General features: G+C 55.9%; 12 protein-coding genes and 1 pseudogene. 3 read left to right on the top strand and 10 right to left on the bottom strand.

From position 1 onward, the window contains the following. Positions 1–40: 40 nt before the first annotated feature. Positions 41–1,348, bottom strand: coding sequence for an ATP-dependent protease ATPase subunit HslU (gene hslU / locus ACR0EO_RS11055; protein ID WP_480689827.1), 1,308 nt, complete (start codon positions 1,346–1,348; stop codon positions 41–43). A 191-nt stretch (positions 1,349–1,539) separates the two neighbouring features. Here hslU and ACR0EO_RS11050 point away from each other — a divergent pair, with 191 nt between their 5' ends. Then, a complete protein-coding gene (locus ACR0EO_RS11050) occupies positions 1,540–2,781 on the top strand; it encodes an MFS transporter (protein WP_480689825.1) in 1,242 nt (413 codons plus the stop codon). Here ACR0EO_RS11050 and hslV read toward each other — a convergent pair. Further along, positions 2,773–3,330 carry an ATP-dependent protease subunit HslV gene (hslV, locus tag ACR0EO_RS11045; RefSeq protein ID WP_480689823.1) on the bottom strand — a complete coding sequence of 186 codons (558 nt, stop codon included), beginning with the start codon at positions 3,328–3,330 and terminating at the stop codon, positions 2,773–2,775. The two genes, ACR0EO_RS11050 and hslV, sit on opposite strands and share 9 nt — an antisense overlap. Before the next feature lie 197 nt (positions 3,331–3,527). On the opposite strand from hslV, the gene ACR0EO_RS11040 reads away from it, so the two are divergent. Then, a complete protein-coding gene (locus ACR0EO_RS11040; protein ID WP_480689821.1) occupies positions 3,528–3,722 on the top strand; it encodes a DUF1127 domain-containing protein in 195 nt (64 codons plus the stop codon). Between the two features lie 58 nt (positions 3,723–3,780). Here the strand turns inward: ACR0EO_RS11040 and ACR0EO_RS11035 are convergent, their stop codons facing one another. Both ACR0EO_RS11035 and ACR0EO_RS11030 read right to left on the bottom strand, forming a co-directional pair. Beyond that, a complete protein-coding gene (locus ACR0EO_RS11035; protein WP_480689819.1) occupies positions 3,781–4,143 on the bottom strand; it encodes a Lin0512 family protein in 363 nt (120 codons plus the stop codon). Further along, positions 4,140–4,490 (bottom strand): Lin0512 family protein, encoded by a 351-nt coding sequence (locus tag ACR0EO_RS11030; RefSeq protein ID WP_480689817.1) that lies wholly within the window; start codon positions 4,488–4,490, stop codon positions 4,140–4,142. Before ACR0EO_RS11030 ends, ACR0EO_RS11035 begins: the two co-directional genes overlap by 4 nt. Before the next feature lie 193 nt (positions 4,491–4,683). Here ACR0EO_RS11030 and ACR0EO_RS11025 point away from each other — a divergent pair, with 193 nt between their 5' ends. Beyond that, positions 4,684–5,484 (top strand): class I SAM-dependent methyltransferase, encoded by an 801-nt coding sequence (locus ACR0EO_RS11025; protein WP_480689815.1) that lies wholly within the window; start codon positions 4,684–4,686, stop codon positions 5,482–5,484. 54 nt (positions 5,485–5,538) lie between these two features. On the opposite strand, the pseudogene trxA reads toward ACR0EO_RS11025, so the two are convergent. The 6 genes and pseudogenes from trxA to tsaE all read right to left on the bottom strand — a co-directional run. Then, positions 5,539–5,877, bottom strand: a pseudogene (gene trxA, locus ACR0EO_RS11020) (thioredoxin); the annotation flags it as partial. 42 nt (positions 5,878–5,919) lie between these two features. Next, entirely contained in the window at positions 5,920–9,279 is a 3,360-nt protein-coding gene (gene addA / locus ACR0EO_RS11015; protein ID WP_480689813.1) for a double-strand break repair helicase AddA, read from the bottom strand. Beyond that, positions 9,276–12,203 carry a double-strand break repair protein AddB gene (gene addB, locus ACR0EO_RS11010; protein WP_480689811.1) on the bottom strand — a complete coding sequence of 976 codons (2,928 nt, stop codon included), beginning with the start codon at positions 12,201–12,203 and terminating at the stop codon, positions 9,276–9,278. The genes addA and addB overlap by 4 nt, the downstream gene beginning before the upstream one ends. Next, positions 12,196–12,882, bottom strand: coding sequence for a nucleotidyltransferase family protein (locus ACR0EO_RS11005; RefSeq protein WP_480689809.1), 687 nt, complete (start codon positions 12,880–12,882; stop codon positions 12,196–12,198). Before ACR0EO_RS11005 ends, addB begins: the two co-directional genes overlap by 8 nt. After that, the gene (locus ACR0EO_RS11000) at positions 12,879–13,883 is read right to left on the bottom strand and encodes an aminoglycoside phosphotransferase family protein (RefSeq protein WP_480689807.1); all 1,005 of its coding nucleotides are present in this window, start codon (positions 13,881–13,883) and stop codon (positions 12,879–12,881) included. Before ACR0EO_RS11000 ends, ACR0EO_RS11005 begins: the two co-directional genes overlap by 4 nt. Then, positions 13,880–14,353: a tRNA (adenosine(37)-N6)-threonylcarbamoyltransferase complex ATPase subunit type 1 TsaE gene (tsaE, locus tag ACR0EO_RS10995; protein ID WP_480689805.1), complete on the bottom strand. Its 474-nt coding sequence runs from the start codon at positions 14,351–14,353 to the stop codon at positions 13,880–13,882. The genes ACR0EO_RS11000 and tsaE overlap by 4 nt, the downstream gene beginning before the upstream one ends. Positions 14,354–14,355 lie beyond the last annotated feature (2 nt).

The following is a 14,355-nucleotide window of genomic DNA, read 5'->3' as shown; positions in this document are numbered from 1 at the left end:
GACATGGGGCGCGAGAAACGGCGAAAACCGGCTGGCCGTGTTACAGAACGTAACGGCTGAGGTCTGTCGATTTAGTCAGTTCGCCAAGATTGTCGTCCACGAATTGTGCATTCACAGTGATCTCGGCACCGGCCTGATCTGGTGCGGTGAAAGACAATTCTTCGAACACCCGCTCCATCACGGTGTAAAGTCGCCGCGCACCGATATTCTCGACCGACTGGTTCACATTCGCCGCGATGCGAGCGAGTGCAGCGATACCGTCATCAGTAAAACTTACGGTGACTTCTTCTGTGCCCATAAGGGCGGTGTACTGAAGCGTCAGCGCGTTGTCGGTCTCGGTCAGGATGCGTACGAAATCTTCTTCGGTCAGCGCGCGCAGCTCGACCCGGATCGGCAGGCGGCCCTGAAGTTCGGGCAACAGGTCTGACGGTTTGGCGATGTGGAACGCGCCCGATGCAATGAACAGGATGTGGTCGGTTTTCACTGGGCCGTGCTTGGTGGAAACAGTGGTTCCCTCGATCAATGGCAGCAGATCGCGCTGCACACCTTCGCGGCTGACATCGCCGCCGCGAGCATCTGAACGAGCGCAGACTTTGTCGATTTCATCCAAAAACACGATGCCGTTCTGTTCGACCGACTCCAATGCCACTCGGTTCACGGTTTCATCGTCCAGCAGCTTGTCAGCCTCTTCGCCTATCAGTGCATCATAGCTTTCGGCGACGGTCATGCGTTTCTTGACGGTGCGACCGCCAAACGCTTTGCCGAAGATATCGCCCAAATTCATCATTCCCATCTGACTGCCGGGCTGGCCAGGCACATCGAACATCGGCATCGGATTTGAGGTGTCGGACAGTTCCAACTCAATCACCGTGTCGTCCAGCTCTCCAGCTTTCAGTTTCTTGCGGAACATCTCGCGGGTGCCTTCGCGGGCGTCGGTGCCTGCGATGGCTTCGATCACACGGTCCTCGGCGGCTTGGTGCGCCTTGGCCTTCACATCCTCGCGCATGAATTCGCGGGTCTGGATAATGGCGGCGTCGGCCAGATCACGCACGATCTGTTCCACGTCACGGCCGACATAACCGACCTCGGTGAATTTTGTGGCCTCAACTTTGATAAAGGGCGCACGGGCCAGTTTGGCCAGGCGACGACTGATCTCGGTTTTACCGACGCCGGTGGGGCCGATCATCAGAATGTTCTTTGGGTACACCTCATCGCGGATGTCATCTGCCAGTTGTTTGCGGCGCCAGCGATTGCGCAGGGCCACAGCCACGGCACGTTTGGCATCTTTCTGGCCGATGATGAAACGGTCCAGTTCCGAGACAATCTCGCGCGGGGTCAGGTCGGTCAAAGCGCAATCCTTTCGGTCGGCATAGCAAAACTTGGGCTTAGGTAATCACGTGCACAGCGAAAACAACCAAGCCTTTTTCATTGGCTGCGTTGGTTAGCAATGCCCTACCGGGTTTGCAAATGCTTTCCATAGGTGAAATGCGCGCGCTCTGTTACAGTGTTTTCAAGGCGTTGAGGGTCAGGAGCGCGGACATGACAAAAATTGCCAAGATCACCCTGCTATTTGTTGTGTTTGTAGATCTGATTGGTCAGGGGCTTGTCTTTCCGATCATCAATTCGCTGCTCATGGAGACGAAATCCGGTTTCTTGCCCGAAAGCACACCGGATGGACGTCGCCATTTTTACTATGGGCTGGTGATCGGGTGCTTTTTCCTGTCGTGGTTCCTTGGTGTGGTCTACGTCTCGAAGGTCTCGGACTCCATCGGACGCAAAAATGCGTTATTGGTCTGTTTGGGCGGAGCGTTGGCAGGTTATGCCATCACCATCGTCTCGCTTTATATGGATAGCCTGCTGTTGTTGATCTTGGGGCGGTCGATCACCGGCTTTACTGCTGGCAATCAACCCATCGCTCAGGCGGCGATGATTGACGGCAGCACCGATGCTGCCGATCGGGACCGAAACATGGGGTATATCGTGACAGGGGTCAGTTTTGGCCTTGTGGGTGGCCCGATCATCGGGGCGGTTCTGTCGGATTCGGCGATTTTAGGCAGTTTCGCCACGCTGAAGATGCCGTTCTATGGCGCATTCGTTCTGGTGCTGATCGCCATCTTCCTTGTGCTGTTCTTCTTCAAAGACACGCGAACCGAACGCACGGCTTTCGTTTTTCGCCCACGCGACATCACCGACAGCCTGATTGCAGTGCGCGGGCATCCTTTGGTTCTGAAAATCCTGCCGGTCTATGCGTTCTTTATGATCGCCAACGTCACTTTCTATGTGTTCGTCGACAATTTCCTGACCAGCCGGTTTGGTTATGGCGTGATCGGCGGCAGCATGGCGATGGTTGTGATCGGATTTGCGCTGGCCTTTTCCAGTACTTTCCTTGTGAAACCCGCACAGGAGAGGTTCAGCAAGCACCAGATCGTTTATACTTCGCTGATCATCATGGTGATCTGCGGAATTGCCTTTGCTTTCAGCCCCAGTGGTGTTCTGAGCTATGTGCCGGTCTTCTTCTTCTATTTCTTCTTCGGTGTCTCGTACCCAACCCTGCTAGGGTTGTTCTCGTCGAGCGTCAGCGAGACGGATCAGGGTTGGGTTATGGGTGTGACCACAGCCGTATTTTGCCTCGCCGGAGGGGTAATGTCCCTGATCGGCGGTGGGTTGATGAGCATCGACATACGCGTGCCGTATTACATCGTGATCATCGCCGCGATCTTTGGCCTGATCGGGATGCACCGCCGTTGGAAAGGGAAAGAGATCAAGGCGCTGTTAGCCTGAGATCGTCTCAACCGTCAGATTGCCATTGGTGTAAACGCAGATATCAGCGGCAATTGCCATCGCCTCACGCGCAACCTGTTCGGCCTCTTTGTCGCTGTCCATCATCGCGCGTGCCGCTGCGAGGGCAAAGTTGCCTCCCGATCCGATGGCCGCCACGTTGTGTTCCGGTTCCAGCACATCCCCCGCCCCAGTGATCACCAGCAGGTCCTTGCCGTCAGTGACGATCAACATCGCCTCAAGCTTTTGCAGGTATTTGTCGGTGCGCCAATCCTTGGCGAGTTCGACCGAAGCGCGGGCAAGTTGACCTGGTGTGGCCTCTAGCTTGGCTTCCAGCCGTTCCAGCAGGGTGAACGCATCTGCTGTCGATCCGGCGAAACCAGCAACAACTTCGAACCCACCCGGAGACAAGCGGCGTACTTTGCGGGCGGTGCCCTTGATTACAGTCTGGCCCAGGCTGACCTGTCCGTCGCCGGCAATCACCACATGGCCATCTTTTTTGACGCCAATGATCGTTGTGCCATGCCAACCGGGAAAATCGCTGTCTGCCATCAGGGCCTCCGTTTTCAACTGGCATCTTATATGGGCCGGACCCGTCCGCAGCGCAACAGTTCACAAACTGCTCAAAAGATATGCAAGAATCGCAATTCGGGGTTACCGGACTAGCAATTGTGAGACTCAGCGCTTGGTACTAAATGAAACCTACAACCGACGAAGGGTCGGCTGTTTCAGTTTTAAGGAATGCGCAAATGGCAACCACCGCAAAAATCCATGCGCCGCTCGGAGCAGCTACCATCCTGCATGTAGTGGACGCTTTTACTTCAGCTTTCGAAAAAGCAGCTGAGTGGAATGGAAACCGCAAGACACGCAAAGCTCTGTCGGAACTGAGCGATGCACAGCTTGACGATATTGGCCTGTGCCGCGCGGATATCAAAAAGATCTGATCCGCGATCAGTACGACCGCAAAAAGATGAGCCGCTCGCCTGAGCGGCTTTTTCTTTTTCAGCTTTGTATGTATTTGCCGGACTGATCTGGCAAAAAGGCCTCGACCGCAGCCGTCGCTATAATGTGGCGAGTACCGGCCTCGCTGTCTTTTACGTCCAGACCGCCTTTGACGGCCCGAACCTCGGCGCGCCCACGGGGTAGATCGGCAGCGACGACATCACAATCCACACGGTTTGGCTCTTGTACGCCAATTGTTACTAAGACGCGCATCTCCGTATGGTCGATGCCCAGCTTGGAAAACAGGGTGATCGAAGAATGGTGCAGCGCGTCCTGCACAGCCCTTCGTGCGGCCTTGGTATAATCTTGCCCGTAAAGGTCGTTGCCGGTGCCCATCTCTAGAATGATGCGTTTTTCGGTCATGCTACGGCCTCCATGTCGAACGAAACGATTACAGCCGCATTCGCAATGACGGTGCACCCTTCGGTGTGAGGTTTTTCAATATCCAATCCGCCTTGAGTGACCGTGATATTTGGCTGACCGTAAGGAAAAATGGCCTCAAGCGCCCCGTGGTCCACCTTTTCAGGTTTTTGCACCCCGATTTCGGCATCAATGATCATCGCTTCTTTCGGAAACCCGAACAGCTCGGCCATGTTGACCGAATTGTGCCAGAGCGCATCCTTGATCGCACGTAGCGCGGCCTCGGTATAGTCTTCACGTCTTAGCGACGTGCCCATCCCGAATTCCACAAGAACCCTTGTTTTTGCCATCTGTGCCTCATCCGCTGTGTGCGATTTAACTTACCGGCCAAGGCAACCCGAAATCGCGCCGGCATTCAAACATAAAACGCATTGATTTCGCGGCGATCCGATTTGCGTCAGCGCACTGGATCGTGGGATTCCTTCATAGAAACCAAACAACACTGGTATTCCGCATCCTCACGTGACAAGACAAAGAGAATATATGGAATTTACCTTCGGCGGAGCTCGAATGCTGACCACGCCCGGACCTGACATGACGACCGCTGACCGACGTGTTTTTCTGGCTGAAGTCATCAGACCTTATGATCTGGGCTACAAACTTATCCGCGTCGGTGAGTTTGGGGACGGCGGGTATCTATTACCCAATGATCTGGAAGAGATCGTCGCTTGCTTCTCGCCAGGTGTTTCCCTGCAGTCCAGTTTTGAAATGGATTTGGCGAAACACGGAATTCCGTCATTCATGGCGGATGGTTCGGTTGATGAGCCGACGCTGAAAGTGCCGGGTTCGTCTTTTATCAAAAAACACCTGGCAGCCAAAACGGGACCAGATGTGATTTCACTTGAGGATTGGATGTCAGAATGCGCGCCACAAGAGGGCGACATGATCTTACAGATGGATATCGAGGCGTCTGAGTACCCTGTTCTTTCCACCCTGCCCCTCGAGCTTTTGAACAGATTTCGCATTGTCGTTCTCGAACTTCACCGCATTCCGTCAATCCTGATGAAACCCGGTGCATTCCAACGGGCCTACCCGGCCCTGGCCGCGATAAAAGAAGGTTTCGCCTGCGCTCATATCCACCCGAACAATGCCTCCGGCACTGTTGAGGTCGACGGTGAAACCTTTCCGCGCGTGATTGAGGCAACGTTTGTGCGGAAAGATCGTGTGAAGCAGTATGTTCCGGCGACGCAGTTTCCGCATCCGCTGGACCGACGTCACAGGCCGAACGGGCCGGTGTTGGAATTGCCTCAGGAATGGGTCCGTCCAGAATTGGACAAAGCCTAGTCAAACGAAAAACGGGCACCGCATTGCGATGCCCGTCTTCAGAATGTGATCAGATCAGATGGATTCGTCGATCCAGCTTTGCAGAGCAGCTTTAGGAGCGGCGCCTGCGCGGTTCGAAACAACCTGACCGTCCTTGAAGATGAACAGCGCTGGAATACCGCGCACGCCCATGGCGGCTGCAGCATTCGGGTTGCTGTCCACGTCTACTTTGGCGATTTTCACCTTGCCACCGTATTCAGCGGCCAGCTCTTCCAGAGCGGGGCCGATCTGTTTACAGGGGCCGCACCATTCGGCCCAGAAATCGACAACAACGGGGATGTCTGAATTCTTGACTTCGGCGTCAAAGGTGTCGTCGGTTACGGCTACGGTCGACATTTTCTGTCTCCTGAATGGGGTAAACTCGGGAACAGAACGTAGGGGCCGAGCATAGCAAGGTCAAGATATCTGGGTGCGGCTCAGTGCATCCGTCACAAGATCGTGTGGCAACCACATGAGGTCCGCGGTGCGCGTCCACAAGATGGCCGTGCGGATATCTCGGCCCGGATAGATCTGGGCCAGCGCCTGAGCATAAGCGCCCATTTGGCGTAACAATCCCTCGGGGCAGGCTTTAGGGTGGTCGGGTACGGTAGCATTTGATTTGAAATCAACCACATGCACCTCTGTATCGGTTACGATCAATCGATCTATTACACCATGCACGCGACGTCCGTTCAGGTCGGCCGACACCGAAACCTCGGCCAACGCGTGGTCTGCAAAAACAGATTGCAAGTGTTCTGCTGTTAGCACGGTTTTCGCCTCGGTCAGCAGTTCCAGACGTTCTGCTTCCTGCATATCGGGCAGAACCCGAGCGCAGAGCTGAGGCCAGCTTTCTTGCGCGATCGAGGGCAAATGCTCCAGCAGCAGGTGAATGCGCGTTCCACGCAGCTTGGCGGCTTCTTCATCCTGCCCGCTATCCCCCGGCAGGGCCTTTGCACCACCCAGGTCGGACGGGCTGAGAGTGTCTAGAGCGTGATCCGGTGTTGCGGCAGGGTTTTGGAACGTCTCTGGCAGCTGCGTTTTGGCAACCGCGGTTTCAACTTGTTCCACAAGCGGCAGCGCATCCCAATTCGCATGTGATAGCCGCAGGGTTTCGGAACCCTGCAATTGAGTGGCCCCTGCCCGTGCCATTGCGGCCTCAATCATCTGATACCAACTGGTTCCATCCTTGCCGACATCCCCTGCAGCACCAACAATCAACCACTTTTCGGCCCGTGTTAGAGCCACATATAACAGGCGAAGCCGTTCATTCTCTTCCCTTGCCCGCGCTTCGGCCCGCGCTTGTACAATCAGGCTCGGAGACGCATCTGCCGGTACTTTCCAAAGAGGTGTGCCATCACCGACCATGATTTCAGCATCGCGCGGAGCTTGTCGCTTGCCAGTATCGGGCAGGATCACGATCGGCGCTTCCAACCCCTTTGAGCCGTGTACCGTCATCACTCGGATCATGTTACCAACGCCGCTCATTTGGCGTTTGATTTCCAGATCATCCGTCTGCATCCAAACCAAAAACCCTGTCAGGCTCGGGATGTCTGTTCGCTCATAAGCTAAAGCCTGCGAAAGCAGCGCATTTATACCGTCTTCTGCCTCAGCCCCTAACCTACCCAGCAGTTTTCGCCGCCCGTCATGACGGGTGAGGATACGTTCGATCAAGTCATAGGGGCGCAAAAAATCGATCTGACCACGCAAGTCGTTGAGAATTTCCATCGTTTCTGGAAATTCTTCAGCCCGATGGCGTAGTGCAGCCCAAAGGAACTGTTCCTGTCGGCGGTGGGCTAGATCGAAGAGCTGTTGTTCCGTCCAGCCAAACAAAGGTGACTTCAAGACGGTCGCAAGGGAAAGGCTGTCTTCGGGTGTTGCCAAAAAGCTTAGCAATGCTGCGAGGTCTTTGACCGCCAACTCCGCGCCGACCTTCAAGCGGTCCGCTCCAGCGATAGGCAACCCCTCAGCCTTGCAGGCGCGGATTATCTCGGCAAACAAGTCCGAACGGCGTTGAACGAGAATAAGGAAATCACCCGGCTGCACCTTGCGCCGCACGAAGCTACCGGGTGTTTTGCCATCTTCGGGGATCGTTTCGCCGGTTTCGATCATAGTTCTGATCGACCGGGCCACCTTTTCAGCCAGAATTACGGTGTGATGCCGTGCGCCGGGGCGATCAACCGGATCGGTCCAATCGCCCTCGCTGTCCTCATCTACCTTCTCAACCACTGGCCACAGATCGACACGGCCGGGTAGGTCAGCCTTAAATGCGCGGTGTTGGCTTTCCTTGTGGAACCCGGCCTCAGCTTGGTTTTCGAACAGAATATCGACTAAGGAAAGGATCGCGCTGGAGGAACGGAAAGAGTACTCTAGCGTAGAATCCCACAATTTAGAGCCTGATTCCGCCAGTCTGCGTCCAAATTCCTGCTGCATCCGATCAAAGGCCTGAGGATCAGCACCCTGGAAGGAATAGATCGACTGTTTCTTGTCGCCGACTACGAAAATCGTGCGCTCGACCCCGGATCGGGCCCCTTCCCCACTGGTGAATTCCTGCGCCAGTTTCTCGACTACGTCCCATTGGTCGGGGCTGGTATCCTGTGCTTCGTCCACCAGAATGTGGTCGATACCGCCGTCCAAACGGTAAAGCACCCACTCCGCAACTGCTGGGTCGTTCAATACTTGTCGGGCGCGCAGGATAAGGTCGTCGAAATCGAGCCAGCCGCGCCTCTGTTTACGACGTTCATATTCGGGCAGAAAAGCGGTGACAAAACGGTGCAGAACATGAGTTTTGCGAGCAGCGATTAACGCCAACCTGTGCTCGCGCGCAGCTTCGAGCCGTAACATGAAGGCTTCGAGCTGAGGTATTTGGCCAGCCAGTGCGCCTTCACGCAGAGCTTTGGTGGGAAAGCTGTTAGTTTTCGCTACAAAGGGTTCTTTAGCCGACTTTCCAGTCAGAAAGACGCCTTCTAATAGAGGTAAGCTACTGATCCGGGCTTCAGTAAACGCCGACAGCTTGGCGGCGGCTTTCGCATTGTTACCGCCACTTTCGGTTAACGCGGGCAGGATCGAGCGTATCAGATCGACCTCACCGCCCAAAAAGACGCGCTCTAGCAAGGCGTCCTCGTTAAACCCCTCGGGTAAATCGAAACGGTGCAATAGGTCGGGCCAAGACAGCGGCTGAGCAAACAGGTTGCGCTTATGGGTTATCGCGGCCGTCAGATTGTCGAAACCTGTATCAGTGACGAACCGTGCCACGTCTTCGATCAATGTGGCTTGCGGGCCTTCGGCAAAGCTTTCCACGATTTCTTCGCGCAACAATGCAGCAGCCCGGTCTTCCATCTCGGAAAACTGAGGGCTGACCCCGGCCTCCAGAGGAAAGCGCCGCAACAATGAGGCGCAGAATGAGTGGATTGTCTGAATCTTCAACCCGCCGGGCGTTTCAATCGCGCGGGCAAACAAAGTGCGTGCCTGCGCGAGCCTGTCAGGGTCGATCACGCCCGGTACGCCCAGATCAGTCAGCTGCGCCAGCAGAGCGTCATCCCCCAGCATCGCCCATTCACCCAGTCGTTTGAACAGGCGATTCTGCATCTCACTGGCCGCGGCCTTGGTGTAAGTCAGGCAAAGGATATGCTGCGGTTGAACCCCGTCCAGCAACAAGCGCGCCACCCGATCAGTCAGGACCCGGGTTTTGCCCGATCCGGCATTTGCCGCCAGCCAGGTCGAGGCATCGGGCCGTGCGGCTTGTACTTGCCGCTCGGTAGCGTCGTTGCGGGCGTTCATTTCAGCACCTCTGGGTCGGTTTCATCGGTACGATCCCATTCGCCGAAACGTGCCAGATGATCATAGTCGCCAATATCAGTGTCCTTGTGCAGCATCCGGCGGGATGTGAACCCCTGATCAGGCTCTAAATAGGTTGAAATCAGCTTTTTTAGCTCTGAAAGAACCTTTTCGGGCGGTTCCTTGGCAAGTGGAGCTGCCACCTCTTTGTATGTGCCCCCCATGCCGATAAAGACGGCCTCAGCCACTGAGATCGGGTCGATACCTTCGATGCCGCCCTGCTCTGCAATCGCGGCTTCGATCAACAGCTGTTTATCGAATTTTGACTGTTGGCTTTCGGTTGGAGGCGCACCGGTTTTATAATCCACAATCCTCAGCGCTCCTCGGCTGTTGTGGTCAATACGATCCGCCCGCCCTGCGATAGTGAAGTCTAATGGTGACAGCACCAGTTTCATTGCGGCTTCAAAGGCTACGGGTCCTCCATCGCCGCGTCGCGCAATTTCGGCACTCAGGAAGTCGTCGGCAATTCGTTCTAATCGAGCTAGCCAAAGCTTTCGTGCGGTGGGCCAAGCGACGTGGTGATCCAAAAGGCTTTCTGCCCGTTTCAGGAAATTGTCACGGTTCAGCAAAGCTGTATCCAAAACACTGTCTTTGACAAAGTGTTCAAGTATCTCGTGGATGACGATCCCTCGTAGCAATGCGTCCGGCGCCTGTACCAGTGGGTTCAGCGGCCGCAACCGCAGCACATGTTTGGCGTAGATCGCATACGGATCTCGGATCAGGCGTTTGATTTCGGTAACGCTCAGCTTGCGTGGCCGTGCGGTAACTGGCGGGCGAGGAGACGGTCGCGGGGCAGGTTCGATCCGTGGCGCGTTTTCCAGTTCCTCGGACCAACGCAGGTACTGTTGTCCTCGGGCGCGCATTGCGGAAAGCGCCTCGGGACCACCCTGCTCTGGCAATCCCTGTAATAGGTTCGTCATCCGGTTTAACCACCGCGATGGAACGGTTTCAGCGTCATCAGACCGCGTTGCACGCGTCAACCAGACTTCGGGCGCGCCGACGGCCTGTTGAAAGTCATGCGCCGATAGACCAATGCGGCGTTCAGGCAGCAGCAATCCGGCTTTGTCGCGCATCTGGCGATTCAGCCATGGGTCGGGTGCTGCGGCTTCGGGCCAACTGCCTTCGTTCAGGCCGCCGAGAATTAGCAGATCAGCCCCCTGTACGCGCGCCTCGAGTGTACCCCAGATCATGATATGGGGATGAGGCGCGTCGCGGTCCCGAACTTCCTCGCCGGCCAGCAGAGCCCCTAGCAGATCGGCAAAATCATGAGCGGTCATTGGGCCGCCATATTGCGCCTCATCTTCCAGTGCTGTCAGAACCGAATGAGCTTTTTGACCGGCGTTCTTGTCCCATAGCGTGCCGGTTTCACCCTCGCTGCCAGCTGAAATCGCCTCGGCCAGAGCACGTAGGCGAGATACCCAATCCGACAACGCCAACTCACCCGTTACATGTTGATCGCAGAAATGGGTCGTGAGCCAATGCATCCAGCCCTCGGGTACTTCTTCGCGAATGGCGAAGGCTGTGAGGCTGGCGCTATCTGGAAAAGGAGGGCCGTAGCACCTCAGATCCAACTCTAGGTCTCGGCTATGCAGCAAATGTGCACCGCGATCCCCACCACCGTGGCAAAGCGGGTGTTTCAGCAGGGTCAGAAGCGCTTCGCCCTCTAGCCGGCGTGAAAACAGGCCCGCCACATGGCGCAGAAACCGACCGGGAGGAGACAGCTGCAACGGCAAACCCGCACTGTCATCTGGTAGAATGTTCCACCGATCCAGCGCGGCGCTAACCTGGCGGGTCAGCATTCTGTCCGGGGTAATCAACGCAGCGGTTTGACCGGTCTCAGCCGCTTCTCGCAATCGCAAAGCGATGGCTAGTGCCTCGGCCCGAGGAGATTGTGCTTCGACAAGTGTCAGGTCTTTGGTGGCACCGTCCAGATCGGTCAAACGCGGACCTTCAGACATCCAGGCATCGGTAATCGGCGCGGGTCGCAAGGCTAGTGAAATCAATTTGTTACGCGCAGGTGAGGGCGCTTGATCATCTGTCCAACGGTGAACTTGGTCAGGCTTCATTTCCAGCCGGTTCAATAACTTACGGAACCGATATTGCGGATGATCTTCCGAGGTCAGCGCATCGTCTAGGCCCATCCAGACGTGAACCGGCTGATCGAAATCATAGCCCGGCAGAATCAAAGCACCCTGAGGTAGTTGCGCCACAGCTTCCATCAGCATCAGAGTGGTACCGCGCGATCCGGTCGAACCTGCGAGTATCACAGGGTGTTGGGGTGGATTCACCTTCCATCGGTTAATCAGATTTTCCACAACGCGCCGTTGCCGAGCCTGAGCATCGAGCGCGTCAGGGCCAGAGTCGATAAAGTGATCAGCAATTCCGATAAATGCCTGCGCACGCGCCCAGTGGCCGGACATATCACTTACATCCAACTGGCGGATCGCATCGGGTGAAACACCTTCGCCCTGCATCTCGTCGATCAGGGCAGCCAAGCTGTCGGACAAATCAAAAAGCGATGAACGGGCCGCGAGATCAGGTTGTTGTTCCAGTAGCTTGGCGATCAGTTGCGTCAGCTCTAACCGGCGTCGCAGAGGTGGGATAGCGGGTGGAATCCGCGCCAGATCAACACTTTCACCCAGGTCTGTCACCAGAGATAAGCGTGGCAACAGGCAGGCCGATCCTTGGTCGAACAGATCACGCACTCGACGTGCCATCCGGCGGGTGTTCACGACCAGTTGCACCTGGGCCATAACCTCGGGCGGATGATCGGCGCAGCGCTGCTGCAGTCCTTCAACTAACGCTTTGGGAAAATCCGAACCGGGCGGAACTGCAAATACACGTGGCGTGGCGCTGGGCTTAAACATCTGCAATTAGCGCTTCGGCCAAAGCGATCCCTTCGGGGCGTCCGACATCACACCATCGGCCGGGATATGTGGTCGCAAAAAGCCGGCCGTCACTATGCATCTGGTCCCACAACAGATTTAACGAAAAAGCTTTGTCCGAAATTGCGTGCAGACCACTGGTCTTCAGAATCTGAACTCCACCATAAACCAGACCAGGTCCGCGGGTGATCCGCCCATCATCATCAGCGGTGAAGTCACCTTTGCCTGCATGTCCAATAGTTTGATCGATTGGCACGCACATCAGCAAGGCATCCATCCGATCCGGATCCCATGCCTCGCGCAGCAGGGTCAAAGGGTTTGGCCCGGACCAAATCGCATCAGTGTTCAAAGTAAAAACCGGGCCCGATCCTAGCAGCGGCAAGGCAGCACGCAGACCACCTCCTGTTTCAAGAATCTCGGGCTCTTCACGCGATAGCAAAACACCTTTGGGTGCTAGATGGGCCTCAAGCTGATCAGGCAGGTAATGTAGGTTTGCCACAACCCGGTCCGTGCCCAAATCGCTAACCAAGTCCAACGCGTGGTCGATTAGGGGGCGACCTGCGACCTCAATCATCGGTTTGGGACGATCTTGTGTCAGGGTGCCCATGCGAGTGCCGAACCCGGCAGCAAACAGCATGACGGCCTCAGGGTTTGGGCTCATGATTGCGTAAGCCTGCTCAGGTTCTCGGGCGTCGGCGATGGTAGCGACTGGCGTATCAGGTCAGCGATGGTCACCAGCGAGGGGTGTTCCAGATCGCGCATTAGGTGTGCCCATGTGACCGGAATTAGATCGACATATTGCGGCTTGCCATACTCGGTAGCTAGGCGTGCAAAAACACCCAAAATACGCAGGTTACGCTGCGCACCAAGTACGGCGTAAGCGGTACGGAAGTCATGGTCATTCATGCCTGTAGCGGCGACGTAGCGGCTGATCATCTGCATTTCGGTGCCCGGGCTCACATCGCGACGCACATCCTGCAACATCGAAACTAGGTCATAGGCTGGGTGGCCCAGCATGGCTGTTTGGAAATCCAGTAGCCCGACCCTTGCCACTCCGTCTCGGTCGGGCAACCAAATCATGTTTTCGGCGTGATAATCGCGTTGAACGACGACTTTGGTACCGGAAGTTTCCTTATGCAGGATGTCTGAAAAGCGAAGTTCGAACCGCTCGCGGATGTCCGGGTCATACTGACCCAAAATAGCCTGCGCGTATTTGGTAAAAGACAACGCTGCCATTTCAGTCATCAGGGTGGGGTCGTAAGACGGCAGCGAAAGCGTCGGAGCATCGTGCAGTGTGACCAACACGTCTGTGGCGGCCTCGTACAATTCACGCTCTTTTTCAGGGTGCTTTTTCAGGACGCGGGCGAACAGGTCATCGCCCAAATCTTCCAGCAGCAGAAACCCGTATTCGGTGTCTTCGGCATAGATTTCAGGAGCGCTGAGACCAATGGATCTCAGGTAATTTGCCACCCGCACAAAGGCCTCGATTGGTTCGTTCTTCTCGGGGGGAGAATCCATAAGAACTGCTGTTCGCCCTGTTTTCGGATCGATCAGGCGCTCATACCGTCTGTCTGACGCGTCGCCAGCCAGCGGTTCCCGCGTGGCGTTGGCCCAAGGTGTCTGCGCAATTAGTGCGTCGGCCAAAACTGCCCGGTTTGTCATACGGCGCTCTCCAACTTTTGGTGCCATCGTGGATCAGACCAGGATAGGGTCAAAGTACGTGTTTCCATCGTATCAGGGTCTGTTTCAAAGATTAGTTTCAGGGCGCTGTCGGGTGTCAGCGGACCCAGTTTCCCTGGCCATTCGATCAGACAAATGGCGTTGTCGAACGCTTCGATCAGGCCAAGTTCTTCAACTTCTTCAACGGCCGTCAGGCGATAAAGGTCACAATGCCAGACTTCCCCGGCTTCTGTGTCATAGGCCTGAACCAGAGTGAAGGTTGGTGAGGGGACGTCTTCGCGCACATTCATCAGCGATTGAATAAGGCTGCGCGAAAAATGGGTCTTGCCGGCGCCGATCTCGCCTTCAAGCAGCAAAATGTCCCCAGGCTTTAACTCCGCGCCCAGTCTGGTCGCAAAGGCAGCGGTTTCCTCGGGGGAATTCAGATTGATCGAACGGGCGTGCAACGTCATGG

The organism is Ruegeria sp. BE9 (genome assembly GCF_056538765.1).
The sequence above is the reverse complement of the archived record's forward strand: the minus strand, read 5'-3'. Positions and strand labels throughout refer to the sequence as shown.